Source organism: Streptomyces sp. NPDC001599, assembly GCF_042893535.1.
Taxonomy (GTDB): Bacteria; Actinomycetota; Actinomycetes; order Streptomycetales; family Streptomycetaceae; genus Streptomyces.
This window is the reverse complement of sequence record NZ_JBIAVA010000026.1, coordinates 26999-51920: the sequence shown is the minus strand read 5'-3', so window position 1 is coordinate 51920 and position 24922 is coordinate 26999. Positions and strand designations below refer to the sequence as shown.

Sequence of the window (24922 nt, the reverse complement as noted above, 5' to 3'; positions counted from 1 at the left end):
CTCCGAGAGGGAGTCCGGCCCGGCGCGTGAGTGCCCTGTGCCCGTTCGCCCGCTGCGGCGGGTTGCCGCGTGCTACTTCTTGCGGGCGGTGGCCTTCTTGGCGGTGGTCTTGCGGGCCGTCGACTTCTTGGCCGGGGCCTTCTTGGCGGTCGCCTTCTTCGCGGGGGCCTTCTTGGCGGCGGTCTTCTTCGCCGCCGCCGTGGTGCTCTTGGCGGCGGACTTCTTGGCGGTGGCCTTCTTCGCCGTCGTCTTCGCCGCTCCGGTGGTCTTCTTCGCGGTCGTCTTCTTCGCCGCCGCGGACGTCTTCTTGGCCGCGCCCGTGGCCTTCTTCGCGGCACCCGTGGCCTTCTTGGCGGCGGCCTTCTTGCCCGCGGCCTTGGAGATGGTGGGCGGCGGTCCTGACAGGCTGCCCTTGGGGGCCTTCTTGACCGCGATGTCGTTCTTCGGAAGCTTCTTCGAGCCGCTCACCAGGTCCTTGAAGCCCTGGCCCGCGCGGAAGCGCGGCACGGAGGTCTTCTTGACCCGAACCCGCTCGCCCGTCTGCGGGTTGCGGGCGTAACGGGCCGGGCGGTCGACCTTCTCGAAGGAACCGAAGCCGGTGACCGAGACCCGGTCGCCCGCGACGACGGCACGGACGAGGGCGTCCAGGACCGCGTCGACAGCGTCGGCGGCCTGCTGCCTGCCGCCCAGCTTGTCGGCAATCGCTTCTACGAGCTGCGCCTTGTTCACGTCTTCCCCTTCGGAGACATCGCCAGAACGAATGTGTTCAAGCTTTTTCGCACGTTAGGCAGATATATACCGCAAATCAAACACGAAACGGGCTTATCACCCTTGTGCCGCAACGGACTCGGGCTGTCCCGGCCGGTTCAGCCTTCCTCTTCGGGGAATCGACCCGCGTCGAGGTCGGCGGTGAACCGATCCAGGCGCCTTGCCGCACCGGCGAGATCGTGTTTGGCCGCGGCCGTAATGACCAGCAGCTTCCGGGTCAGCGCCATCCGTACGCCCTCCGGGACTTGCAGTGCGCGCACTCTTGTGTGCGCTTCCTTGAGCCGGGACGCGACCGCCGTATAGAGCTCGAGTTGGCCGTCGTGTTCCATGCACAGATTGTGCCATCTGGGGCGAGTTGTCGCCTGCGCAGGGGGCAACTGCCGCCTCGAACGGCCTTCCTGGCACCTTCGGGAGCCGGTCCTCAGGACCTTGCGTACCCCGGCAACCACGCCTCTAACGTGGGAAGTTGTGCGTCACGTCCGTCACGGGCGGCCGCGGACGGATCCAAAAACGGCCGTACCCCCGATCGGGCTGATCGGGGGTACGGCGGGTGTGTTGGGTGGCCGAAACTCGACCTTGCGGAAGCCCCGGGGAGGACCGTGGGGGCTCCTGGTGCTCAGACCTGGACGGTCTGCGGCTTGAACGACGGACGCTTCGCCTCGTACGCGGCGATGTCCGCCTCGTTCTGGAGGGTGATCGAGATGTCGTCCAGCCCGTTCAGCAGGCGCCAGCGGGAGTTCTCGTCCAGCTCGAAGGAGGCGGTGACGCCCTCGGCACGGACCTCGCGGGCCTCCAGGTCGACGGTGACCTCGGCCTGGGGGTCCTTCTCCACCAGCTCCCACAGCGCGTCCACGACCTTCTGGTCGAGGACCACCGTGAGCAGGCCGTTCTTCAGCGAGTTGCCGCGGAAGATGTCGGCGAAGCGGGAGGAGATCACGGTCTTGAAGCCGTAGTTCTGCAGGGCCCAGACGGCGTGCTCGCGGGAGGAGCCGGTGCCGAAGTCGGGACCCGCGACCAGGACGGTGGCACCCTCGCGCTCGGGCCGGTTGAGCACGAACTCCGGGTCCTTGCGCCAGGCCTCGAAGAGCCCGTCCTCGAACCCGTCCCGGGTCACCTTCTTGAGCCAGTGGGCGGGGATGATCTGGTCGGTGTCGACGTTGCTGCGGCGCAGCGGGACGGCCCGGCCGGTGTGCTTGGTGAACGCTTCCATGACTCTCAGACTCCAGCGGGCGTGGGGACGTCGGCGGCGGACAGGTCGGCCGGGGAGGCCAGGTGGCCCAGGACCGCCGTCGCGGCCGCGACCTGCGGCGACACCAGGTGGGTGCGGCCGCCCTTGCCCTGGCGCCCCTCGAAGTTGCGGTTGGAGGTGGACGCGGAGCGCTCACCCGGGGCCAGCTGGTCCGGGTTCATGCCCAGGCACATCGAGCAGCCCGCGTGCCGCCATTCGGCGCCGGCCTCCTTGAAGACCACGTCCAGGCCCTCGGAGACGGCCTGCAGACCGACCCTCGCGGAGCCCGGGACGACCAGCATGCGTACGCCGTCGGCGACTTTGCGGTCCCGGACGATCTCGGCGGCGGCGCGCAGGTCCTCGATGCGGCCGTTGGTGCAGGAACCTACGAAGACGGTGTCCACCTGGATGGAGCGCAGCGGCTGACCGGCCTCCAAGCCCATGTACTCCAGGGCCTTTTCGGCGGCGAAGCGCTCCGAGGCGTCCTCGTACGAAGCCGGGTCGGGGACGGCGGCGGAAAGCGGTGCGCCCTGGCCGGGGTTGGTGCCCCAGGTGACGAACGGCGCCAGCTCGGCGGCCTCGATGACCACCTCGGCGTCGAACTCGGCGTCGTCGTCCGTGCGCAGCGTCTTCCAGTACTCCACCGCCGCGTCCCAGTCGGCGCCCTCGGGGGCGTGCGGGCGGCCCTGGAGGTAGGCGAAGGTGGTCTCGTCGGGGGCGATCATGCCCGCGCGGGCGCCGGCCTCGATCGACATGTTGCAGATGGTCATGCGGGCCTCCATCGAGAGCTTCTCGATGGCCTCGCCGCGGTACTCCAGGATGTAGCCCTGACCGCCGCCGGTGCCGATCCTCGCGATGATCGCCAGGATCAGGTCCTTGGCCGTGACGCCGTCGGGCAGCTCGCCGTTGACCGTGATCGCCATGGTCTTCGGGCGGGCCATGGGCAGCGTCTGGGTGGCCAGTACGTGCTCGACCTGGGAGGTGCCGATGCCGAACGCCAGCGCGCCGAAGGCGCCGTGCGTCGAGGTGTGCGAGTCGCCGCAGACCACGGTGGTGCCGGGCTGGGTCAGGCCGAGCTGCGGGCCGACGACGTGCACGACGCCCTGCTCGACGTCGCCCAGCGGGTGCAGCCGGACGCCGAAGTCCGCGCAGTTCTTGCGCAGCGTCTCCAGCTGGGCCCGGGAGACCGGGTCCGCGATGGGCTTGTCGATGTCGAGCGTCGGGGTGTTGTGGTCCTCGGTGGCGATGGTCAGGTCGAGCCGCCGCACCGGGCGGCCGCTCTTGCGGAGGCCGTCGAAGGCCTGCGGGCTGGTCACCTCGTGCAGCAGGTGCAGATCGATGAAGAGGAGGTCGGGCTCGCCCTCGGCGCGCCGGACGACGTGGTCGTCCCAGACCTTCTCCGCGAGTGTCCTACCCATCGCTTTCCCTTCGGTCGGCGACGAAGCGCCGACCCAACTAGAGATCTTGGGGAAGCGGTGCCCGCACCCCTGTGATTCCGGGCAGCCGCCACCAGGCCCTTTCGTCACGGGCCGTTGTGACTTCCTGCCGTCCAGGGTGGCGCGTTCCATGGAAAATTGAACTTGCGTTTCACAGAGTGAGACGGGAGTATCGTGTCATGGACAACAGTAGCGGCGTCGGCGTTCTGGACAAGGCGGCCCTCGTCCTGAGCGCTCTGGAGTCCGGCCCGGCCACCCTCGCGGGGTTGGTCGGTGCGACCGGACTGGCACGACCCACGGCCCACCGCCTGGCCGTGGCGCTGGAACACCACCGTATGGTGGCCCGCGACATGCAGGGCCGTTTCATCCTCGGGCCGCGCCTGGCCGAGCTCGCGGCGGCCGCCGGCGAGGACCGTCTGCTCGCCACGGCGGGCCCGGTCCTCACCCACCTGCGCGACGTCACGGGCGAGAGCGCCCAGCTCTACCGCCGCCAGGGCGACATGCGCATCTGCGTGGCCGCGGCCGAGCGTCTGTCGGGCCTCAGGGACACGGTTCCGGTCGGCTCCACGCTCACCATGAAGGCCGGCTCCTCGGCCCAGATCCTCATGGCCTGGGAGGAGCCCGAGCGCCTCCACCGCGGTCTCCAGGGCGCCCGCTTCACGGCGACGGCCCTGTCCGGCGTACGGCGCCGCGGCTGGGCCCAGTCCATCGGCGAGCGCGAGCCCGGTGTCGCCTCCGTCTCCGCGCCGGTGCGCGGCCCCTCCAACCGCGTGGTGGCCGCCGTGTCCGTCTCCGGCCCCATCGAGCGCCTCAGCCGCCACCCCGGCCGCATGCACGCGCAGGCCATCATCGACGCCGCGGGCCGCCTCTCCGAGGCGCTGCGCCGCAACGGCTGACCGTCCCCGGACACTTCTGACCGGTCACGGGCCCGCCTCAACGCCGCGGCGGGCCCGGCGCCGTTCTCAGACCCCGTCGGGGGCCTTCTCCGGGGCGACGACCCGCTTCTGCGCCCTCTGCTCCGTCGCGTCCGCCGTCTTCCGCGACCGGTACCCGAAGCGGTCCCGCGCGCGCTTGCCCCGCCGCTCCAGCGGCACCTGTCCGTGCGCCGCGGCGAGCCCGAAGGGCGGCATGTCGGCGTAGATCGACTCGTACGACCCCTCGGGCACGACGTACGCCTCGTGCCACAGCCCCACGTGTCCGCGCACCTTGCCCTTGCGCTCCTTGCGGTTGATGATCGCCCACGCCCGGTGGTGGAACATGTCGGGCGAGTGCGCGTACCGGTAGAGCTTCTCCTTGGACTCCCAGTACTGGACGACGTAGTACGTTCGCGGCGAGGCCGTCAGCAGGACGTGGCTCAGGAGCCCGCGCTCCGGATCCCTCGCCAGTTCGCGGAGCATGCGCGGCATGGCGAGGAAGACCGGCAGCCAGTGGTGCACGGCCCAGAAGTGGTTGATCCGCATGCCGATGAGCAGGACGGTCACGTCCCCCTCGGCGGCGGCGGTGGTGCGGGTCGCGGTCGCGTTCTTGCCCGGCATGACGCCTCCCCCTGTTGGCGAGCTGCACTGTCCGAGTGGTGCTGCTTAGATAGTGGCGCTATCCGAAGAAGGGCGCAAGGGATGCGACTGGCCGACCTGAGCAAGCGCAGCGGGGTGTCCACCGCGACGATCAAGTACTACCTGCGGGAAGGCCTGTTGCCGCCGGGCCGGCAGGTCAACGCGACCACCGCCGAGTACGACGAGGGTCATCTGCGCCGGCTGCGGCTGGTGCGGGCGCTGATCCAGGTCGGCAAGGTGCCGGTGGCGACGGCCCGGGAAGTGCTGGGGCACGTCGACGACGAGTCGCTGGGCCGCACCGTCCGGCTGGGGGCGGCCCTGTGGGCGCTGCCGCAGGACGCCGAGCCCGACGCGGCGGACCCGGCCGTGGCCGCCGCGCGCGTCGAGGTGGACCGGCTGCTGGAACTGCTGGGCTGGGAGACCGCCCGGGAGCTGGCGCCGCTCTCCCCCGTGCACCGCTCCCTGGTGGTGGCGGTGGCCGCGCTGCGCCGCCTCGACTATCCGTGGGACGCGGAACTGATGGCGCCCTATGGCGAGTTGATGATGGAGGTGGCCCGGCGGGACCTGGACTTCATGGAGACCCACGCCTCGGAGGCGGAGAAGGTCGAGATGGCGGTCGCGGCGGCGGTGCTCTTCCAGCCGGTGCTGCGGGCCCTGCACCGGCTGGCGCAGGAGGAGGAGTCGGCGCGGCGCTACGGCATCGAGTAGGCGTCGGGGGACGCCGAAGGGGGCTCCCGCCTCGGCGGAAGCCCCCTTCGGACTTCGAGTACCCCCGACCGGATTCGAACCGGCGCTACCGCCTTGAGAGGGCGGCGTGCTAGGCCGCTACACAACGGGGGCGTGGATCTTGCGGGCGTTCGATGCTGCATCGCCGCAGATCCGAGCTGGTCTACCAGGACTCGAACCTAGACTAACTGAACCAGAATCAGTCGTGCTGCCAATTACACCATAGACCAATGTGGTTTAGACCAGTTCGTACCCCCGACCGGATTCGAACCGGCGCTACCGCCTTGAGAGGGCGGCGTGCTAGGCCGCTACACAACGGGGGCCCTAGCGATCCTGCATCGAGAACAGCGGGAGCGACCCGAGCTGTCCTCGCGGGAAGGATCTGTACCCCCGACCGGATTCGAACCGGCGCTACCGCCTTGAGAGGGCGGCGTGCTAGGCCGCTACACAACGGGGGCTTTGCGGATGTGCTCCGCGGCGCAGATAAGCTCTGCGAGCTGGCCTACCAGGACTCGAACCTAGACTAACTGAACCAGAATCAGTCGTGCTGCCAATTACACCATAGGCCACTGGAACGCAAGCCCCGGAGGGGTTCTTGTTCTAGCGTTGCGCTTCCGGTTCCCGGCCCTTCGGCCCGCTCTCCGGCGGCGCAGGAAGAACATTACCCGAAGGTCGACGGGGCTCCAAAACGGGTATCGGCGCCGAGGAGCGCGGGAAGTTCGGAGAGCGAGGCGATGCGGCGCGGTCCGGCGGGCGGGTCGACGGTCGCGTAGACGCCGCCGCGGTCGATCCACACGGAGAGCAGCCCGGCGTCGGCGGCGCCGCGTCCGTCGATCTCCGGGTGGTCGCCGACGTAGGCGACCTCGGCCGGGCCGAGCCCGAGCGCGTCGCAGGCCGCGAGGAAGGCCCCGGCCTCCGGCTTGGAGACGCCCAGCTCGGCGGCGCACAGGATGGCCTCGAAGCGGTCGTGCACGCCGAGGACGCGCAGTTTGCGGTCCTGGACGGTGAGGCTGGAGTTGGAGAGCACGGCGTGCCGGTGGCTGTCGGCGAGCGCGTCGAGCACGGGCATCACGTCCGGGAAGAGGGACCAGGCGGCCTCGTAGTGCGTGACGTACCGCTGGAACCAGTCGTCGGCCTCGGCGTCCGTCAGCTCCGGCCGGCCCAGGAAGACCCGGGTCCGGTCGCGGCGCTGTGTGACGAAGTCCACCTCGCCCGCCGAGAAGCGCGCCCACTGCTGGTCGGTGATCTCCCGCCAGCGCACGAGGGCCTCCTCGGCCGACCCGTACCCGGCGAGCAGCCCCTCGGCGACCAGGTGGGCGTGCATGCCCTCGCGGTCGGCGGTGGTGTAGTCGAAGAGGGTGTCGTCGACGTCCCAGACCACGGCTTTGATCGGCATGGGGCCCAGCCTAGGCGGCCAGGGCGACGGTGGCCCGGCCTATTGCGCGGCGAGGCCCTCGATCTCGACCAGCATCCGCGGGTCGGACAGGGCCCGGACCTCGGCCAGGAGGCTGGCCGGGCGGCAGTCGGCGGCGGCCAGTTCGTCCAGTACGGCGTCGTAGTGGGACGTCACCGCCTCGATGTCGACGGTGAGGATCCGGATCTGGACGAGGTCGCTCAGGGCGAACCCGGCCTTGTCCAGCGTCTCGGCCAGGCGCCGGAAGGTCAGCCGGATCTGGCCGCGGATGTCGCCCACGGCGGCGATGCCGCCCTCGTCGTCGCGGGCCTCGTGCCCGGCGACCACGAGCCAGCGCCGGGGCTGTTCGACGAGTACGGCCCGGTTGTAGGCGAGCCGGTCTCCGAAGAAGCGTGGGTCGATGTCCTCACGGCGCATGCCGTCAGTCTGCGTGCCCCTCGCCGAGGGCGCCGGGCGGAGGGAGCCGGGCGGGGTAACGAGAAGGGCGGCGCCCGTGCGGACGCCGCCCCTCACACACACCGTCGGTTACGCCGCGAGCCTCGCCAGCGCCGCGTCGATCCGGGCCAGCGCCTTCTCCTTGCCCAGGACCTCCAGGGACTCGAAGAGGGGCAGGCCGACCGTGCGGCCGGTGACGGCGACGCGGACGGGGGCCTGGGCCTTGCCGAGCTTGAGGCCGTGGGCCTCGCCGGCGGCCAGGACGGCCTCCTTGAGGGACTCGGGGGACGTCCAGTCGGCGGCGTCGAGCTTCTCGCGGGCCGTGCTCAGGAGCGCGTCCGAGCCCTCCTTCATCGCCTTGGTCCAGCTCGCCTCGTCGAGGACCGGCTCCGGCAGGAACAGGAAGTCGACGTTGTCGGTGATCTCGGAGAGGACCTTCAGGCGGGTCTGCGCGTGCGGCGCGATCGCCTGCCACTTGGCCTCGTCGAAGTCCTCGGGGGCCCAGGGGGCGACGGGGGCCTTCAGCCAGGGACGGCAGCGCTCGGTGAAGTCCTTGACCTCGAGGAGGCGGATGTGGTCGCCGTTGATCGCCTCGCACTTCTTCAGGTCGAAGCGCGCCGGGTTGGGCTGGACGTCGGAGACGTCGAAGGCCGCGACCATCTCCTCGATCGTGAAGATGTCCTGGTCGGCCGAGAGCGACCAGCCGAGCAGGGAGAGGTAGTTGAGCAGGCCCTCGGGGAGGAAGCCGCGCTCGCGGTAGAGGTTGAGGCTCGACTGCGGGTCGCGCTTGGACAGCTTCTTGTTGCCCTCGCCCATGACGTACGGCAGGTGGCCGAAGGCGGGGGTCTCCTTGGCGACGCCCAGCTCGATCAGCGCCTTGTACAGGGCGATCTGGCGGGGGGTGGAGGAGAGCAGGTCCTCGCCGCGCAGGACGTGGGTGATCTCCATCAGCGCGTCGTCGACGGGGTTGACCAGCGTGTAGAGGGGCGCCCCGTTGGCGCGGACGATGCCGTAGTCCGGGACGTTCTCCGGGAGGTAGGTGATCTCGCCGCGGACCAGGTCCGTGAAGGTGATCGCCTCGTCGGGCATCCGGAAGCGGACGATGGGCTCGCGGCCCTGCGCCACGTACTCCTCGACCTGGGCGGCGCTCAGCTCGCGGCAGTGGCCGTCGTAGCCGGAGGGCTTGCCGGCGGCGCGGGCGGCCTCGCGGCGGGTGTCCAGCTCCTCCTGGGAGCAGTAGCAGCGGTAGGCGTGGCCCGCGTCGAGGAGCTTGGCGGCCACGTCCTGGTAGATGTCCATGCGCTGCGACTGGCGGTACGGCGCGTGCGGGCCGCCGACCTCGGGGCCCTCGTCCCAGTCGAAGCCCAGCCAGCGCATCGAGTCGAGGAGCTGGTTGTAGGACTCCTCGGAGTCGCGGGCCGCGTCGGTGTCCTCGATGCGGAACACCAGCGTGCCCTGGTGGTGGCGCGCGAAGGCCCAGTTGAACAGGGCGGTGCGGACCAGACCCACGTGGGGGTTGCCGGTGGGGGAGGGACAGAAACGGACGCGTACGGGAGAGCCGGATGCGCTAGCCACGCTTGACAACCTTGTTGGTGAGAGTGCCGATGCCTTCGATGGTGACGGCGACCTCGTCGCCGACGTTGAGGGGGCCGACGCCGGCCGGGGTGCCCGTGAGGATCACGTCACCGGGGAGCAGCGTCATCGCCTCGGAGATGTTGACGATCAGGTCCTCGATGGAGTGGATCATCTCGCTGGTGCGGCCGAGCTGGCGCTGGGCGCCGTTGACCGTGAGCTGGACGGTGAGGTCGCCCGCGGCCGCGAGGTCGAGCTCCGTCTCCACCCAGGGGCCGAGCGGGCAGGAGGAGTCGAAGCCCTTGGCCCTGGCCCACTGCTTCTCGCGGCGCTGCACGTCGCGGGCGGTGACGTCGTTGGCGCAGGTGTAGCCGAAGATCACGTCCTGGACGCGCTCGCGCGGGACCTCGCGGCACATGCGGCCGATGACGACGGCCAGTTCGGCCTCGTGGTGCAGTTCCTCGCTGAAGGAGGGGTACTGGATGGCGTCGCCGGGGCCGATCACGGAGGTGGACGGCTTGAAGAAGGCGAACGGGGCGTCGGGCACCTCGTTGCCGAGTTCACGGGCGTGCTCGGCGTAGTTGCGGCCGAAGGCGACGACCTTGTTGGGCAGTACCGGCGGCAGGAGCCGCACCTTGCTCAGGGGCACCTTTGTGCCGGAGAGCTCGTAGTCCGCGAACGGGATGCCCTTGATGATGTCGAGGACGAGCTGGTCCGGCTGGTCGCCCTCGACCGCGCCGAAGGCGACGTTCCCGTCGATGGAGAACCTGGCGATGCGCACGGGTTGCTTGGCCCCTTGACTGAGCTGGCTGAAGTCTGACGCTCCAGGCTAACGCGGCAAGAGGCCCCTGGCCGCTGAACGGTCGGCGGCCCGGTGTCGTACTACTCTGCGACGGACGCCGCGACCGGGGCCTCCATGAGGATCGTGCGGCGGGGGTTGGCGGTCTGGGCGGGGAGCTCGACGGCGTGCTCCGGCTGCTCCGGCGTTTGCAGTTCGTCGGCGTCCTGGAGGTGCGCCAGCGTCGTGCGCCGCGGGTTGGCGATCTTGTGGAACATCATCGTCGTCTTCACGGTTGTACGTGGCCCTGTCGTGTCCGGGCGCCCGAGGGGCGGCGAAAGCCTCCGCGAGGGCGCGGGTTGTCGGTTTTGCCTTCTCTGTAAAGCGTCAGGCTAAACACGCGATTCCCCGTGAACCGTGGAGGAGTCCATGATCCGGATGTGAGTTTGCTCACTTATCAAGGGTCAAACCGGTCAATTGCGACGCCGAACGCACTCCGACTAAACCGACATTGCACACCTGAAGGCATCATTCCGCTGCTGATCATGTCGACTGGGACACCCTCCGCACCTCGGCGACTCGCGGGCATACGCCCGGTTTGCGGGTGATCACCTTCTACGTCCGGTGACTCGACCCTCACGTGCTGTCACGTATCTCACGGCCTGCCCCACGGGCCTTGTTGGAGATCCTGCACTGTGCTGGAATTCCACGGACCGCCGCGGGATCGAGCCGGCGCACAGGGGGCGCACACCAGCGCCGAGCGGCGGCGAGAAGGGGGAACCAGCGCCGGTCACTCACGACCAACACAGGGGCGTATTCAGGGCGCCCCTTTGACGCCGACACCGTGCCTGGCCGTTCACGCGGCAGGGCGCCTGGTCCAGAGGTTGCGACGCTAGTGCAGGGACGTTTCAAGAGGGATGGCAGCGCTTCGGCGGAGCCGGAGCCGCAGGGCGGGACTGGCCCCAAGGCCGTCAGCTCCTCGCCCCAGCACGCCCAGAACCCGGGCCAGACCCAGCCCGGCGACAGCGGGGAGCGCGCCGGTCAGGCGCCGGGCCCGTCCGCTCCCGGCCAGCAGTCGCCCACCAAGCCGGCCAAGGGCTCGACCGGCCCCGGCCCGCGAATAGCCCTGCGCAACTGGCGGATCTCCACCCGTCTGGTGTCGCTGCTGGCGCTTCCGGTGGTCGCGGCGACCTCGCTGGGCGCGTTGCGCATCAACCAGTCGATGGACGACATCCAGCAGCTCGAGAACATGAAGCTGCTGACCGAGATGACCAAGCAGGCCACGGAGCTGGCCGCCGCGCTCCAGGAGGAGCGCGACCAGTCCGCCGGCCCGCTGGCCCACGGCTCGAAGTCCAGCGCGATCGCCGTCAAGGGCGACCGCGAGCAGACCGACCGGGCCCTGAAGAACTTCCTCGACAAGTCCGAGCAGATCGACGCGGCGAGCAAGGACGGCAAGCTCGTCGGCGTCCGCGACAGCCTCGTCGGCATCGCGAGCGACCTGAACGACCTGACCAAGATCCGCAGCTCGGCGTACACGGCGGAGGACAACTCGACCCAGACGGTCGAGGCCTACCACCGCCTGATCACCCACCTGCTCGACCTCTCGCAGGACATGGCGGAGGCGACCAGCAACCCCGACATGATCCAGCGCACGCGCGCCCTGTCGGCCTTCTCCTCGGCCAAGGAGTACGCGTCCATCCAGCGCGCGGTGCTCGCCGCGGCCCTCCCGGCGAACAACACCAGCAAGGGCGATCTCGCCGAGAACGACCGGCTGTACGCCCAGTCCGCGCTGCAGAGCCAGACGTCCGAGATCCGCAGCTTCACCAGCATCTACGGCGAGGGCGCGGAGGACCTGCTCAAGCCGATCTCCGAGGGCAACCCGGTGATCGAGGCGTCCGACCAGTACGCCGGCCGCGCCGTCGGCAAGAAGGACGGTCTGGCCAGCCTGAAGCCCCGGTCCTACCAGGACTGGCTGGACGACAGCTCCACCAAGATCCAGCAGATGAAGAACATCGAGCTGAAGCTGCTGGAGGACATGGAGCAGCAGGCTCGCGAGCTGCGCAACGAGTCCGAGCAAGAGGCCATCATCTCCGGTGTCCTCATCCTGCTCGTGCTCGGTGTCTCCCTGGTCGGCGCGTTCGTCGTGGCCCGGTCCATGATCCGCTCGCTGCGCCGCCTGGAGGACACCGCGACCAAGGTCGCCCAGGACCGCCTGCCCGAGCTGGTCAAGCAGCTCTCCGAGACCGACCCGCAGGACGTCGACACCTCGGTGGAGTCGGTCGGCGTGCACTCCCGGGACGAGATCGGCCGAGTGGCCGCGGCCTTCGACGACGTGCACCGCGAGGCGGTCCGCCTCGCCGCCGAGCAGGCCCTGCTGCGGGGCAACGTCAACGCGATGTTCACCAACCTCTCGCGCCGCTCCCAGGGCCTCATCCAGCGTCAGCTCTCGCTCATCTCCGAACTGGAGTCCCGCGAGGCCGACCCGGACCAGCTGTCCTCGCTGTTCAAGCTCGACCACCTCGCCACGCGTATGCGCCGTAACGGTGAGAACCTCCTCGTCCTCGCGGGTGAGGAGCCCGGCCGCCGCTGGACCCGTCCGGTGCCGCTGGTCGACGTGCTCCGCGCCGCCGCCTCCGAGGTGGAGCAGTACGAGCGCATCGAGCTGGCCTCCGTGCCGAGCACCGAGGTCGCCGGCCGCGTGGTCAACGACCTCGTGCACCTGCTCGCCGAGCTGCTGGAGAACGCGACGTCGTTCTCCTCGCCGCAGACCAAGGTCAAGGTCACCGGTCACGCGCTGCCCGACGGCCGGGTGCTGATCGAGATCCACGACACCGGTATCGGCCTCTCGCCGGAGGACCTGGCCGCGATCAACGAGCGGCTCGCCTCGCCGCCCACCGTGGACGTCTCCGTCTCCCGCCGCATGGGTCTGTTCGTGGTCGGCCGCCTCTCGCAGCGCCACGGCATCCGCATCCAGCTGCGTCCCTCCGACTCCGGTGGTACGACCGCGCTGGTCATGCTGCCCGTCGACGTCGCCCAGGGCGGCCGCAAGCCGCAGCCGAAGCCGGGTCAGCCCGGCTCGGGCAACGGCGGTCCGGCGGCCGCCCAGGCGGCCGCCGGTGTCGCCGCGGCCCGCCGCGGCGGACAGGGCGGCGGTGCCCTCGCGGGCAGCGGTGCCTTCGGCGGTGGAGGCGGCGGCGGTGCCCTCGGCTCCGGTGCGCCGGGCGGCCGGCTCGGTTCCGGCCAGGGGCCGCGGGCCGCACTGCCCGGACGCGACGCGGGCGGCCGCCCGGGTGCGCCGGGTGGCGCGCGCGGGCCCCAGTCCCCCGCGGTCCCGGGCCAGCAGAACCGCCCGGCTCCGGCCGGTGCCGGTGCCGGTCAGCAGGCGCCCGGTGCTCCGCAGGGCCTCCAGGCCGCGGGCATGAACGCGCCGCAGGGCAACGCGCCGGCGAACAACGCCTCGCAGGGTCAGGACATGTTCGGCGGCAGCCGCACTCCCGCCGCGCCTCCGCAGCGCAAGCGGGGCGGCAACGGCGACGGCGAGCAGGGCCGTCGTCCGCAGCTGCCGCCGCGCGGCGGTCCGCGGGCCGAGCTGCCCGGCGGCAACCCGCAGCCGCGGGTGCCCAGCTGGAGCGACGAGAACGCGCAGCCGCCGGTGCCGCGGGCCTCGCTGGACGCCCCGCGCGGCCACGACGAGCCGGACAGCTCCCGCACCGACCGGACGCCGCGCCTCGACGAGCGCCAGGGCCCGGGCTCGACCGCCGAGATGCCGGTCGTGCCCCGGTTCGGCGAGCCCCAGTCCCCCGCCGCCACGGCCGAGTTCGCCCGCCCCGACTTCGACGCCCCGGCGCCCCGTCGGGACGAGCCGCAGGACACGGGCCAGTTCGCCCAGCCCGGCCAGAACCAGTACGACGCGCGGAACGAGTACGAGGACCAGTACGGGCAGGACCAGTACGGGCAGGGCCAGTACGGTCAGGCCGGGCCCGGCCAGGACCAGTACGACCAGGCTCGGTTCGGCCAGGACGCCCCGCAGAACGACCAGTTCGCGCGACCCGGGCCGGCCGCCCCGCAGCAGGACGGCGGAGCCTTCGTCCGCTCGGACGTCTTCGGCGGCCAGCCCGCCCCGAACGGCCAGGCACCGGCCGACCGGTTCGCGGCCACCCAGGGCTACGACAACGGCTCGACCGGTCAGCACGACCTGCCGGGCCGTCAGAACCCGGCCGTCACCGGCCAGTTCGAGCGTCCGCAGGCGGGTGGCACGCAGGGCGGGAACGACTTCGGCGCCCCGCGTCCGCCGGCCCCGCAGCGACCGGTTCCGCAGGAGCCCGCGGGCCAGAACACCAACGGCACTCCCGCGCAGCGGCCCGGAGACGGCTGGGCCCTGCCCCCGGCCTCCGGTCCCGGTGACGGACGTACGCCGCTGTACGACACGCTGGAGACCAACTGGTTCCACGGAGACCGCGAGGCGAGGGCGCAGCAGACCGCCCCGGCCGCGTCCCCGGAGCCGCAGGCCGCCCAGCCCCAGACCCCGGCGGCCCCCCAGCGGCCGGCCACCTCGGCCTGGCGCAGCTCGCCGAACGACGATCTCGTCCGGCAGGCGGAGCGCGTGAGGCAGCCGGCCGCGGGTGGGGTCACCACCTCCGGCCTTCCGCGCCGGGTACCCCGGGCCAACCTCGTCCCGGGGACGGCTCAGCAGCAGTCGCACCAGAGCGGTCCGGCGGTTTCGCGTGCGCCCGACGACGTGCGCGGCCGGCTGACCAATCTCCGTCGGGGAATCGCACAGGGCCGTCAGGCCGGTACCAACCAGACCGGCAGCTATCCGCGGCCCACTCACCAGCAGGAGCGTTAGTTGAGCCCGATGAGCCAGGCGGCACAGAACCTCAACTGGTTGATCACGAATTTCGTGGACAACACCCCGGGGGTGTCCCACACCGTCGTCGTGTCCGCCGACGGACTCCTCCTGGCGATGTCGGAGGGCTTCCCTCGCGACCGCGCCGACCAGCTCGCGGCCGTCGCCTCGGGGCTGACCTCACTGACGGCCGGGGCGTCCCGGATCTTCGAGGGCGGCAACGTGGCGCAGACGGTCGTGGAGATGGAGCGGGGGTTCCTCTTCCTCATGTCCGTCTCGGACGGCTCGTCCCTGGCCGTCCTCGCGCACCCGGAGTGCGACATCGGCCTCGTCGGCTACGAGATGGCGCTCCTGGTAGACCGCGCGGGTGCGGTCCTCACACCCGACCTGCGCGCCGAACTACAAGGCAGTCTGCTCCACTGATCGGCCCCGGCACCACCCGAGTTACCAAATCACCGTCCGGCCGCCACAATCCCCCCACCGGCCTCGTCAGACGGCTTGACTGACCGACTTGCTGTCCCGCCCGGAGGATTCATGACCCCGCCCACCGCCTCTCATGATCCGTACGCGGAGCCGTACGAGGACGAGGGCGACCAGCCGCTGGTACGTCCCTACGCGATGACCGGTGGCCGGACCAGGCCGCGCTACCAGCTCGCCATCGAGGCGTTGATCAGTACGACGGCCGACCCGGCAGCGCTCATGGGGCTGCTTCCCGAGCACCAGCGGATCTGCCACCTGTGCCGCGAGGTGAAATCGGTGGCCGAGGTGTCGGCCCTGCTGGCGATGCCGCTCGGTGTGGCGCGGATCCTGGTCGCGGACCTCGCGGAGGCAGGGCTCGTCGCCATTCACCAGCCTGGCGGAGACGAGAACAACGGCGGTGCGCCTGACGTGACACTGCTCGAAAGGGTGCTCAGTGGACTTCGAAAGCTCTGACGGAGGGCGGGCGACCACCTCCGCGAAGATCGTGGTGGCCGGCGGCTTCGGCGTCGGCAAGACCACGTTCGTGGGCGCCGTCTCCGAGATCAACCCTCTGCGCACCGAGGCCGTGATGACCTCGGCCAGCGCCGGGATCGACGACCTCACGCACGCCGGGGACAAGACGACCACGACGGTCGCCATGGACTTCGGCCGCATCACGCTCGACCAGGACCTGATCCTGTACCTGTTCGGCACGCCGGGCCAGGACCGGTTCTGGTTCATGTGGGACGACCTGGTGCGCGGCGCCATCGGCGCGGTCGTGCTGTGCGACACCCGCCGGCTGGCCGACTGCTTCCCGGCCGTCGACTACTTCGAGAACAGCGGTCTGCCGTTCGTCGTCGCGCTCAACGGCTTCGACGGCCAGCAGCCCTACTCGCCGGACGAGGTGCGCGAGGCGCTGCAGATCGGCCCGGACACCCCGATCATCACGACCGACGCCCGGCACCGCGCCGATGCGAAGTCGGCTCTGATCACGCTGGTCGAGCACGCGCTGATGGCCCGTCTGCGGTAGGTCCACCGACCGCCGCAGCCAAGTCGGCAGGGGTCTACGGCACTTGTCGTAGACGATTCGGAGCCGACTGTGTCCTTTGACACGGTCGGCTCCGCTGTTCATAACGTTTCGGCAGAGGAATCGGGTGGTACCGACACGCGACGCGGTCGACTGGTCTCGCTGCGCGCACGAACGCCTCGTCTTTTGACGGACCTCGCTCTTTATGACCGTTTTACGTGGGGCTTACATCACGTGTAACCCCCGCGTTCCACTGTTTGGAAGAGCGCTGGTCGCCGTGCTGGAATGCCAGAACTGCCCCATGGTCTAAGACGTACTCAGCAGTAGCGCGTACTCGATGACTGACGGAGTGGGTTCTGAGACACAGCGGCACGACACAGGTGCCGACCGCCGAGAGGTTGTTGGTCGAGTGAGGCGAAGCAAGAACAGTCCCGAGCCATCGGCCCGGGGCAACTTCACCCCGCCGCCGCGCACAGCGGCGCCCGCCCCCGCCCCCGCCGCGGAACCCAAGGCCGAACCGCCCGCGCCGAGCGGTGGTCGTTTCACGCCGCGCAACTGGCGGGTGACTACCCGGCTGAACGCGATCCTGCTCATACCCGTGCTGGTCGGCCTCGTCATGGGCGGCTTCCAGGTGAAGAGCTCGATCGACACCTGGCAGGACGCCGAGGACGCCGAGAGCACCGCACGTCTCGTGCGCGCCTCCCTCGGCTACGCCAACGCCCTCTACAACGAGCGCGACATCACCGCGGCCCCCCTGTTGCAGGGCAAGGGCGAGAAGGACACCACCGTCGCCGCGGCCCGCCAGGCCACCGACGAGGCGGCCGACACCTTCGACGCGGCGGCCCAGGGCATGCCCGGCAAGGCCGGCCTGGAGCGCCGCCTGAAGGTCTTCCGCGAGCAGGAGCCCAAGCTCCAGACGCTGCGGGCGGCCGCGTACACCTCCAAGCTCAAGGGCGTGGAGACCGAGGAGGGCTACACCGGCGTCGCCCACCCCCTGATGGAGTTCGCCAACGAGCTCGGTCTGGGCACCGGCAACATCACCTCCTACGGCCGTACCGTCTACGCGATCTCCCTGACCAAGGCCGCGCTCTCCCTGGAGCGCTCCATCGGCATGCACATGCTGGTCAAGCCGGGTCCGGAGCCCGGCCACCTCGCCAGCCAGCGCGTCGCGCTCTCCTCGTACGCCTACCTGGAGCGCATCGCGGTCGAGGAGTACATCGGCGGCGGCACCGAGGCGGACGCGCAGAAGCTCGAGGACGCCGAGGCGAAGCTCAAGGAGGACGGGGCGGCCATGGCCAAGGAGGCCAAGGGCAAGGACCCGGACTACGTACCGCCGCCGTCCAACCCGACGACGATGATCTCGGAGCTGGCCGGACTCGAGTCCACCGACACCAGTGACCGCGCGGCGCTGGCCCAGCAGGGCATCACGCCGGAGAACTGGTGGGCCGTCAACACCCTCAAGTTCGACGCGTACCAGAAGATCGAGTCGGACCTGGCCGACAAGGCGGTGTCCGAGGCGTCCACGATCGCCGACGACGCCGAGCGGGACGCCTACATCACGGGTGCCGCGGTCGTGATCGCGCTGCTCGCCGCGTTCGTCCTGGCCGGCATGGTGGCGCGCGGGATGAGCCGCTCCATGCGCCAGCTGCGCAACGCCGCCTTCGGCATCGCCGAGCAGCGCCTGCCGATGCTGGTCGACCAGCTCTCCCGCACCGACCCCGGCCGGGTCGACACCCGGGTGCAGCCGATCCCGATCACCTCGACCGACGAGATCGGCGAGGTCGCCCGCGCCTTCGACCAGGTGCACCGCGAGGCGGTCCGGCTCGCCGCCGAGCAGGCGCTGCTGCGGGGCAACATCAACGCGATCTTCACCAACCTGTCGCGCCGCAACCAGTCGCTGATCGAGGGCCAGCTGAGCCTGATCACCGACCTGGAGAACAACGAGGCCGACCCGGACCAGCTGGAGAACCTCTTCCGCCTGGACCACCTGGCCACCCGTATGCGCCGCAACGGCGAGAACCTCCTGGTCCTCGCCGGCGAGGAGCCCGGCCGCCGCTGGGACCAGCCGGTCCCACTGGTCGACGTGCTGCGCGCCGCCTCCTCCGAGGTGGAGCAGTACGAGCGCATCGAGCTGTCCGGCGTGCCGGAGGCCGAGATCCACGGCCGCGCCGTGACCGACCTCGTGCACCTGCTCGCCGAGCTGCTCGAGAACGCCACCACGTTCTCCTCGCCGCAGACCAAGGTCCGCGTCACCGCGACCCGGCTGCCCGACGGCCGTGTGATGGTCGAGATCCACGACAAGGGCATCGGCCTGACCGCCGAGGACTTCGCGGACATCAACCACAAGCTGGCCAACCCGCCGACCGTGGACGCCGCGATCTCGCAGCGCATGGGCCTGTTCGTGGTCGGCCGGCTGTCCGACCGGCACGGCATCCGCGTCCAGCTGCGCCCCTCCGGCGAGCAGGCCGGCACCACCTCGCTGGTCATGCTCCCGGACGCCATCACCCACGGTGGCGGCGGCGAGCAGCAGCCGCGCGACGAGTTCACGGTCTCGCAGATCATCCCGGAGCAGAACTTCCAGGGCGAGAACTTCGGCCAGGTCGGCCAGGTGGGCCAGCCCATGCGGACCGCGGCCGAGCTGGGCTTCGACGACAGCCGGTACGCCGAGATCCCCGACGACATACGCGAGCTGGACCCGGTGGGCCGCTCGCTGATGCGCGAGGAGCGCCGCGCGGCCCTGGAGGCCCAGTCGCCTCCCGAGCTGCCCGGTCCCACCGACCAGGGCGGCGCCGGGAACGACGGGACCGCGGGCTTCCAGGACCGGTTCACCGGACAGCAGCCGGGCTACGACGGCCGGCAGCCGGGCTACGACCAGTCCCTGGACGGCTACCAGCAGCAGCCGAACGGCGCGTACCCGGAGTCGCCGAACGGAACGTACGACCAGCAGTCGGCGTACGCCGACCCGCAGCAGGCGTACCAAGAACCGCAGCAGGCGTCGTACGACGAGCAGTACTACGCGCCGAACGGCGGTGTGCCGGAGTCCGGGAACTACTCGCCCTTCGAGCAGCGCCGCCACCAGGACGACTGGCCGCAGCAGGACGGATACCAGAACGGTTATCCGGACCAGTACCCGACCGGTGCCCCTCAGGCGCAATCCGCCGAGGCCGCTGACGTGACCGAGACGGACCGCGTAGGCTTCGACCGTCCGGGGCCGGCCCCCTCCGCCGCCCACGAGCTGACCGACGCCGGTCTTCCCCGCCGCGGGTCCACCGCGAGCGGCGCGGGCGATGCGGGGCACGTGGGCCAGGAGACGCCGGCCGCCGCACCGGGGGCGGGCGGCGAGGACACCTGGCGGTCGGCCAACGACGACCGCTGGCAGCAGGCCTCCTCGCTGCGCAAGCCCAAGGCGGGCGGGGTGACCTCCTCGGGCCTCCCGCGCAGGGTGCCCAAGGCCAACCTGGTCGAGGGCGCGGCCGAGACCACTCCACAGGGAGGCCCCCAGGTCTCCCGCGCTCCGGAGGACGTCCGGGGCAGGCTGAGCAACCTGCGGCGCGGCGTCGAGCGAGGCCGCAACGCAGGCAGTGAAACGAACGGCCAGGACACAAGGAATGAACACCGTGGTCCTGACAGCACCTACAACCAGGAGCGTTAGTGTGAGCCCGATGAGCCAGGCGGCGCAGAACCTGAACTGGTTGATCACCAACTTCGTGGACAACACCCCGGGGGTGTCCCACACGGTGGTGGTCTCCGCCGACGGACTCCTTCTGGCGATGTCCGAAGGGTTCCCTCGCGACCGAGCCGATCAGCTCGCGGCCGTCGCCTCCGGCCTGACCTCGCTGACCGCCGGTGCCTCGCGCATCTTCGAGGGCGGCAGCGTGAACCAGACGGTTGTGGAGATGGAGCGCGGATTCCTCTTCATCATGTCCATCTCCGACGGCTCGTCCCTCGCGGTTCTCGCACACCCCGAGGCGGACATCGGTCTCATTGGGTACGAGATGGCCCTTCTGGTGGACCGTGCCGGCACGGTTCTGACCCCCGATCTGCGGGCGGAGCTCCAAGGGAGCCTTCTCAACTAAAGGACAGACGGTGCGTTTTGGCGTCCCGTGGCCGTAAAGTTTCGGGACGCGGCTCCACAGCGATGGGTGCCAGGCACAGTCGGAGGAGGAAAAAGTGGCAACACCCCCAGGCGGTCCGTCATCGGGCGACTGGTCGTACGGCCCTGGTCAGGGCCGAGGCGACGGCTCGGCGAACGGGTACGGCTACCCCTCCGTGCCGAGCCACCGGCAGCCGTACGCGCCGCAGGGCCCCGGCCCTTCGCCGTACGACCAGCCTCACGCTCCGCGCATCCAGCCCGTGCAGCCGCAGCGCCGCACCCCTGAGCCGGCGCCCGCCGGGGCGTCGAACAACCCCCTGGTGCGCCCGTACGCCATGACGGGCGGCCGCACCAGGCCCCGGTACCAGCTCGCCATCGAGGCGCTGGTGCACACCACCGCGCAGCCGCACCAGATGCAGGGCCAGCTGCCCGAGCATCAGCGGATCTGCAACCTCTGCCGGGAGATCAAGTCGGTGGCCGAGGTCTCGGCCCTCCTGACGATCCCTCTCGGCGTGGCCAGGATCCTCGTCGCCGACTTGGCGGAGGCGGGACTGGTCGCCATCCATCAGCCCGGCGGCGACGAGAGCGCCGGCGGCCAGCCAGACGTGACACTGCTCGAAAGGGTGCTCAGTGGACTTCGCAAGCTCTAGCGGCGGTCCTTCCCGCTCCACCACTTCCGCGAAGATCGTGGTGGCGGGCGGCTTCGGCGTGGGCAAGACCACGTTCGTCGGCGCTGTCTCGGAGATCAATCCGCTGCGCACCGAGGCCGTGATGACATCCGCTTCGGCGGGCATCGACGACCTCACCCACACGGGGGACAAGACGACCACGACGGTCGCCATGGACTTCGGCCGCATCACGCTCGACCAGGACCTGATCCTGTACCTCTTCGGTACACCCGGCCAGGACCGGTTCTGGTTCATGTGGGACGACCTGGTGCGCGGCGCCATCGGGGCGATCGTCCTGGTCGACACGAGGCGGCTGGCCGACTGCTTCCCGGCCGTCGACTACTTCGAGAACAGCGGTCTGCCGTTCGTGATCGCGCTCAACGGCTTCGACGGTCAGCAGCCGTACCAGCCGGACGAGGTCCGGGAGGCGCTGCAGATCGGCCCCGACACGCCGATCATCACGACGGACGCGCGGCATCGGGCCGACGCGAAGTCGGCGCTGATCACGCTGGTCGAGCACGCGCTGATGGCCCGCCTGCGGTAATCGGCAGGAATCGGTTGCGGCCCTCGTTCCTCCTGTGGGAGAGATGGGGGCCGTATGTCGTTGTGCGAGGGGACGGGGCACCGGGGTGAGCGCTGAGGTGGCCGCGTTGCGGCTGGGGACGACCGTGGCGGGCGCGGCGGCACGGATGTGGCTGGGCGGCAGGCGGCGGGAGCAGGAGCGGCACCTGCCTGTCGAGGAGCTGGCCCGGGTGCGCGTGCCCGGCGTCAAGTTCTCCCGGAGCGTGAAGCGGCAGTTCGAGCAGATCGCCGACGCGGTCTTCGACCGCCTCGAGCCGTTCCTGGAACACGAGTTCAAGGCGCTGGAGGAATCCGGCAGGCAGACGGTGATCGACGCGGTCTGTGACACGCTGGCTGCGGCCGACCTCTCGGACGACGCCCTGTTGGCAGCGGACGCCCAGCCGGCCGAGCTGATCCGCCGGATCGCCAGGGCGGTGCCGCCTCCGGTCGGGCTGGGCGAGGCGGAGAGCAGCCTGTACGAGCGGCTGTTCACCGAGTGCGTGGAGTACTACGTCCGTATCGTGCGCAGCCTGCCGGTCTTCGAGGAGCGTGCGGCGGCCGAGCTGCTGGTGCGGACTTCCACTCTGGGCGGCGAGGTGACCCGCATCCTCGAACGGCTCCCCGACCGCTCCTTGTTCGCTCCGGACGGGACGGACCAGGACACGGCCTTCCGGCGCCGGTACCTGGAACTGGTCAGCGACAGCCTCGACGAGGTCGAGCTGTTCCGCCGTGCCTCCGACCGCGCGGCGGCCCAGGTCCGACTGTCGGTGGCGTACGTCAGCATGCGCGCCACGGGAGATGACAACGCCTGGCGGCGCACCGCCCGCCCGCTGCCTAGGCTGCGGGCGGACATGAGCGACTGGGAGGAGCGGCCGGGGGGCGGGGGTGCCGGTATGCGGGTCGAGGCCGCCCTGCGCAACGCGGTGCGCGTGCTCCTGCGCGGCGAGGCGGGTTCCGGCAAGACGACACTGCTGCGCTGGCTGGCGGTCACGGCGGCCCGCGGCGCCTTCGCCGGCGAGCTGGCGGAGTGGAACGGTCTCACTCCGGTCTTCGTCAAACTGCGCGAGTACAGCGGTCGCACACTGCCCACGCCGGAGGCGATGCTCGACGGGGTGGCCGCTCCGTTGACCGGGATCATGCCCCGCGGCTGGGTGGAACGGCAGCTCGACGGGGGCCGGGTGCTGCTGCTGATCGATGGCGTGGACGAACTCCTGGACCGCGAGCGGCGGGCGGTACGGGACTGGCTGCGCCGGCTGTTGGCGACCTATCCGGACACCCGCGTCGTCGTCACCTCCCGCCCGGCCGCGGCCGGTGTGGACTGGCTGCGGCGCGAGGACTTCGGCGCGCTGCACCTGGACCGGATGACTCCGCCCGACCTGGCGGCGTTCGTGCGGCAGTGGCACCAGGCGGTGCGGGAGCTGGGCGACGAGCTGCCCTGCGCGGTGGAGGAGCTTCCGCAGTACGAGCAGTCGTTGCTGGTCAGCCTGAAGGACCGGGCCCATCTGCAGTCGCTGGCCGGGACGCCGCTGCTGGCGGCGATGCTGTGCGCGATGCACCTCAATCGCGGGCGCCACCTTCCCCGCGACCGGATGGAGCTGTACCGCAGCGCGCTGCACACCCTGGTCCACGACCGGGACGCGGAACGCAACGTGCCGAGCGCTATGGACAGCGTGCTCGGCCTCGGTGACAAGTTGATTCTGCTGCGCGACCTGGCCTGGCGGCTGTCGGACAACAATCGCAGCGAGATCGCGCTCGACCAGGCCGCAGTGCACGTGGGGGCACGGTTGAGGGCGCTGCGGCATCTGGATCCGCTGGACGGCGAACAGGTGCTGAGGCACCTGCGCGACCGTTCCGGGATCCTGCGCTCCCCCGCACAGGGACGGCTGGATTTCGTGCACCGGACCTTCCAGGAGTACCTCGCCGCCGAGGAGGCCGCGGAGGAGGACCGGATGGGCAACCTGGTGGGGCGGGCCCACCTGGACCTGTGGCGGGAGACGGTCGTCCTCGCGGCGGGCCACGCCAACGCCCGCCAGCGGGAGGAACTGCTGGGCGGGATACTGGACCGCGCGGAGGCCGAACCGCGCCACGCGCGGACGCTGCGGCTGGTGGCGGCGTCCTGCCAGGAGACGCTGCCGTCGGTGCCGGAAAGGCTGGCCGCGCGGTTGGAGGAGGCTGTCTCGCGTCTGCTGCCGGCCCGCAGGGAGACGGACCCCCCGGCGCTGGCGGCCGTGGGTCCGCGTCTGCTGCGCTGGTTGCCCCGGTCGGGAGCCGGGCTCACGGCGAAGGCCACCGCTCGTACGGTGGAGACCGCGGCTCTCGTCGGGGGCGAGGAGGCGCTGGGAGTGCTGGAGGGGTTCACGGGAGACAGGCGTGACGAGGTGACCGACGCGCTCGCCCACGCCTGGAACTATTTCGACGCCGACACCTATGCGCAGCGCGTGCTCAACCGGTTGCCCCTGGGGAGATGTCATCTCACACTCACCCACTCCGCCCAGTGGAACGCCATCCAGGGATCACCGGCGGTGCAGAGGCTGACCGTCGACTATCCGTTCACCCGGTTCGCGGACGTGACCGGTCTGCGCTCGCTGGTCGACCTGGGGCTCTACAACCAGCGGGGCGAGGTCGATCTCGGGGAACTGCGGGCGCTGTCCGCCCTGAGGTTCTTCGCCGTGTTCGGCGACATCTCACTGAGCGGCCTCGACGCCGTCGGCGAGCTGGAAGAGCTACGGTTGCTCTCCCTCGACGTGCAGAACTCACCGCGCCTCGACGACCTGCGACCGGGGCCGAAACTGAGCCACCTGACCCTGTGGGACGTCAGCACCACCACGGACCTGACCGTTCTGGCCGACTGCACCCACCTTCGGTACATCCAGGTGCTGACCGACGGCGTCTGCCTCCCGAGAGGCCTGTCCGCGGCAGCCTCGCTGCCGGACACCCGCCTGGTCCTCCACGGCGTGGACGTCGCCGCCTGGGTGGCCGCCCCCGACTTCGTCCCGCCCAAAGCCCGGAAGCTCGACCTGTACAACTGCCTCCTGCCCGACGACCCCGACGCCCTGGACTTCCCGGGCGTCAAGCTGGTGGTCCGCTGACAACGCCGCGGCCCCGGTCTCCCGGGCGGGGAGAACGGGGCCGTGAGAGTCCGGAGGTCAACGCCAGCTGTGCGGGGCGCGGAAGCCCGGCTCGCGCTCCAGGCGGCGCCAGCCCGCGCGGGCGCGGCCGCCGCCGTGGGTCGGGGCGATCTCGGCGGGGCGGGCGGCGGCGCGGGCCAGGAGGAGGGCCGTGATGGCGGCGACTTCCTCGGGCTCGGCGTGGCCCTTCTCGACGCGGATGTCGGAAGTGGACATGGAGGTGGCTCCTC

Annotated in this window: 22 protein-coding genes and 5 tRNA genes; 11 read left to right on the top strand and 16 right to left on the bottom strand. The window is 70.7% G+C overall.

Going from position 1 to position 24922, the window contains the following annotated elements; genetic code table 11:
• Window positions 1-72: 72 nt before the first annotated feature.
• The 4 genes from ACFYZ3_RS37045 to leuC all read right to left on the bottom strand — a co-directional run bounded on the left by ACFYZ3_RS37045 (window position 73) and on the right by leuC (window position 3414).
• Window positions 73-729, bottom strand: a complete 657-nt coding sequence (locus ACFYZ3_RS37045) for an HU family DNA-binding protein (RefSeq protein ID WP_388527405.1) — start codon at window positions 727-729, stop codon at window positions 73-75.
• A gap of 137 nt (window positions 730-866) precedes the next feature.
• On the bottom strand, window positions 867-1097 hold the full coding sequence (locus ACFYZ3_RS37040; RefSeq protein ID WP_109036119.1) for a hypothetical protein: 231 nt from the start codon (window positions 1095-1097) through the stop codon (window positions 867-869).
• Between the two features lie 287 nt (window positions 1098-1384).
• Window positions 1385-1978, bottom strand: a complete 594-nt coding sequence (gene leuD, locus ACFYZ3_RS37035) for a 3-isopropylmalate dehydratase small subunit (RefSeq protein ID WP_361011402.1) — start codon at window positions 1976-1978, stop codon at window positions 1385-1387.
• A gap of 5 nt (window positions 1979-1983) precedes the next feature.
• The gene (leuC, locus tag ACFYZ3_RS37030; RefSeq protein ID WP_361011399.1) at window positions 1984-3414 is read right to left on the bottom strand and encodes a 3-isopropylmalate dehydratase large subunit; all 1431 of its coding nucleotides are present in this window, start codon (window positions 3412-3414) and stop codon (window positions 1984-1986) included.
• 197 nt (window positions 3415-3611) lie between these two features.
• Between leuC and ndgR the strand changes: the two genes are divergently transcribed.
• A complete protein-coding gene (gene ndgR / locus ACFYZ3_RS37025; RefSeq protein WP_003973443.1) occupies window positions 3612-4328 on the top strand; it encodes an IclR family transcriptional regulator NdgR in 717 nt (238 codons plus the stop codon).
• 66 nt (window positions 4329-4394) lie between these two features.
• Here the strand turns inward: ndgR and ACFYZ3_RS37020 are convergent, their stop codons facing one another.
• On the bottom strand, window positions 4395-4967 hold the full coding sequence (locus ACFYZ3_RS37020; RefSeq protein WP_388527401.1) for a DUF4188 domain-containing protein: 573 nt from the start codon (window positions 4965-4967) through the stop codon (window positions 4395-4397).
• An 81-nt stretch (window positions 4968-5048) separates the two neighbouring features.
• On the opposite strand from ACFYZ3_RS37020, the gene ACFYZ3_RS37015 reads away from it, so the two are divergent.
• Window positions 5049-5693 (top strand): MerR family transcriptional regulator, encoded by a 645-nt coding sequence (locus ACFYZ3_RS37015; protein ID WP_388527398.1) that lies wholly within the window; start codon window positions 5049-5051, stop codon window positions 5691-5693.
• Window positions 5694-5752: 59 nt separating this feature from the next.
• Here ACFYZ3_RS37015 and ACFYZ3_RS37010 read toward each other — a convergent pair.
• The 10 genes from ACFYZ3_RS37010 to ACFYZ3_RS36965 form a co-directional block, all read right to left on the bottom strand.
• Window positions 5753-5825 (bottom strand) — tRNA-Glu (locus ACFYZ3_RS37010).
• Between the two features lie 44 nt (window positions 5826-5869).
• A tRNA-Gln gene (locus tag ACFYZ3_RS37005) sits at window positions 5870-5941 on the bottom strand.
• A gap of 20 nt (window positions 5942-5961) precedes the next feature.
• A tRNA-Glu gene (locus tag ACFYZ3_RS37000) sits at window positions 5962-6034 on the bottom strand.
• A gap of 62 nt (window positions 6035-6096) precedes the next feature.
• Window positions 6097-6169, bottom strand: a tRNA-Glu gene (locus ACFYZ3_RS36995).
• Between the two features lie 39 nt (window positions 6170-6208).
• Window positions 6209-6280 (bottom strand) — tRNA-Gln (locus ACFYZ3_RS36990).
• A 92-nt stretch (window positions 6281-6372) separates the two neighbouring features.
• Complete coding sequence (locus tag ACFYZ3_RS36985; RefSeq protein WP_388527395.1) at window positions 6373-7107, bottom strand: HAD family hydrolase; 735 nt, start codon at window positions 7105-7107, stop codon at window positions 6373-6375.
• A 39-nt stretch (window positions 7108-7146) separates the two neighbouring features.
• On the bottom strand, window positions 7147-7542 hold the full coding sequence (locus tag ACFYZ3_RS36980; RefSeq protein ID WP_388527392.1) for a RidA family protein: 396 nt from the start codon (window positions 7540-7542) through the stop codon (window positions 7147-7149).
• Between the two features lie 108 nt (window positions 7543-7650).
• The gene (gene gltX / locus ACFYZ3_RS36975; protein ID WP_388527389.1) at window positions 7651-9135 is read right to left on the bottom strand and encodes a glutamate--tRNA ligase; all 1485 of its coding nucleotides are present in this window, start codon (window positions 9133-9135) and stop codon (window positions 7651-7653) included.
• Window positions 9128-9913, bottom strand: coding sequence for a fumarylacetoacetate hydrolase family protein (locus ACFYZ3_RS36970; protein ID WP_388527386.1), 786 nt, complete (start codon window positions 9911-9913; stop codon window positions 9128-9130). The genes gltX and ACFYZ3_RS36970 overlap by 8 nt, the downstream gene beginning before the upstream one ends.
• Before the next feature lie 101 nt (window positions 9914-10014).
• Entirely contained in the window at window positions 10015-10203 is a 189-nt protein-coding gene (locus ACFYZ3_RS36965; protein WP_162832949.1) for a hypothetical protein, read from the bottom strand.
• A gap of 602 nt (window positions 10204-10805) precedes the next feature.
• Here ACFYZ3_RS36965 and ACFYZ3_RS36960 point away from each other — a divergent pair.
• The 9 genes from ACFYZ3_RS36960 (at window position 10806) to ACFYZ3_RS36920 (ending at window position 24653) form a co-directional block, all read left to right on the top strand.
• Window positions 10806-14756 carry a nitrate- and nitrite sensing domain-containing protein gene (locus tag ACFYZ3_RS36960; RefSeq protein WP_388527382.1) on the top strand — a complete coding sequence of 1317 codons (3951 nt, stop codon included), beginning with the start codon at window positions 10806-10808 and terminating at the stop codon, window positions 14754-14756.
• A 9-nt stretch (window positions 14757-14765) separates the two neighbouring features.
• Window positions 14766-15179 (top strand): roadblock/LC7 domain-containing protein, encoded by a 414-nt coding sequence (locus tag ACFYZ3_RS36955; protein ID WP_003973453.1) that lies wholly within the window; start codon window positions 14766-14768, stop codon window positions 15177-15179.
• Window positions 15180-15290: 111 nt separating this feature from the next.
• The gene (locus ACFYZ3_RS36950; RefSeq protein ID WP_003973454.1) at window positions 15291-15689 is read left to right on the top strand and encodes a DUF742 domain-containing protein; all 399 of its coding nucleotides are present in this window, start codon (window positions 15291-15293) and stop codon (window positions 15687-15689) included.
• On the top strand, window positions 15670-16245 hold the full coding sequence (locus tag ACFYZ3_RS36945; RefSeq protein WP_003973455.1) for an ATP/GTP-binding protein: 576 nt from the start codon (window positions 15670-15672) through the stop codon (window positions 16243-16245). The genes ACFYZ3_RS36950 and ACFYZ3_RS36945 overlap by 20 nt, the downstream gene beginning before the upstream one ends.
• Before the next feature lie 406 nt (window positions 16246-16651).
• Window positions 16652-19894 carry a nitrate- and nitrite sensing domain-containing protein gene (locus tag ACFYZ3_RS36940; RefSeq protein WP_388527379.1) on the top strand — a complete coding sequence of 1081 codons (3243 nt, stop codon included), beginning with the start codon at window positions 16652-16654 and terminating at the stop codon, window positions 19892-19894.
• Window positions 19895-19904: 10 nt separating this feature from the next.
• Window positions 19905-20318: a roadblock/LC7 domain-containing protein gene (locus ACFYZ3_RS36935; protein ID WP_004983065.1), complete on the top strand. Its 414-nt coding sequence runs from the start codon at window positions 19905-19907 to the stop codon at window positions 20316-20318.
• Between the two features lie 94 nt (window positions 20319-20412).
• The gene (locus ACFYZ3_RS36930) at window positions 20413-20985 is read left to right on the top strand and encodes a DUF742 domain-containing protein (RefSeq protein WP_388527376.1); all 573 of its coding nucleotides are present in this window, start codon (window positions 20413-20415) and stop codon (window positions 20983-20985) included.
• Complete coding sequence (locus tag ACFYZ3_RS36925; RefSeq protein WP_030216560.1) at window positions 20966-21547, top strand: ATP/GTP-binding protein; 582 nt, start codon at window positions 20966-20968, stop codon at window positions 21545-21547. The genes ACFYZ3_RS36930 and ACFYZ3_RS36925 overlap by 20 nt, the downstream gene beginning before the upstream one ends.
• An 85-nt stretch (window positions 21548-21632) precedes the next feature.
• Window positions 21633-24653 (top strand): NACHT domain-containing protein, encoded by a 3021-nt coding sequence (locus ACFYZ3_RS36920; protein WP_388527372.1) that lies wholly within the window; start codon window positions 21633-21635, stop codon window positions 24651-24653.
• 57 nt (window positions 24654-24710) lie between these two features.
• On the opposite strand, the gene ACFYZ3_RS36915 is transcribed toward ACFYZ3_RS36920, so the two are convergent.
• Window positions 24711-24908, bottom strand: a complete 198-nt coding sequence (locus ACFYZ3_RS36915) for an acyl-CoA carboxylase epsilon subunit (protein ID WP_356862550.1) — start codon at window positions 24906-24908, stop codon at window positions 24711-24713.
• Window positions 24909-24922: the final 14 nt, after the last annotated feature.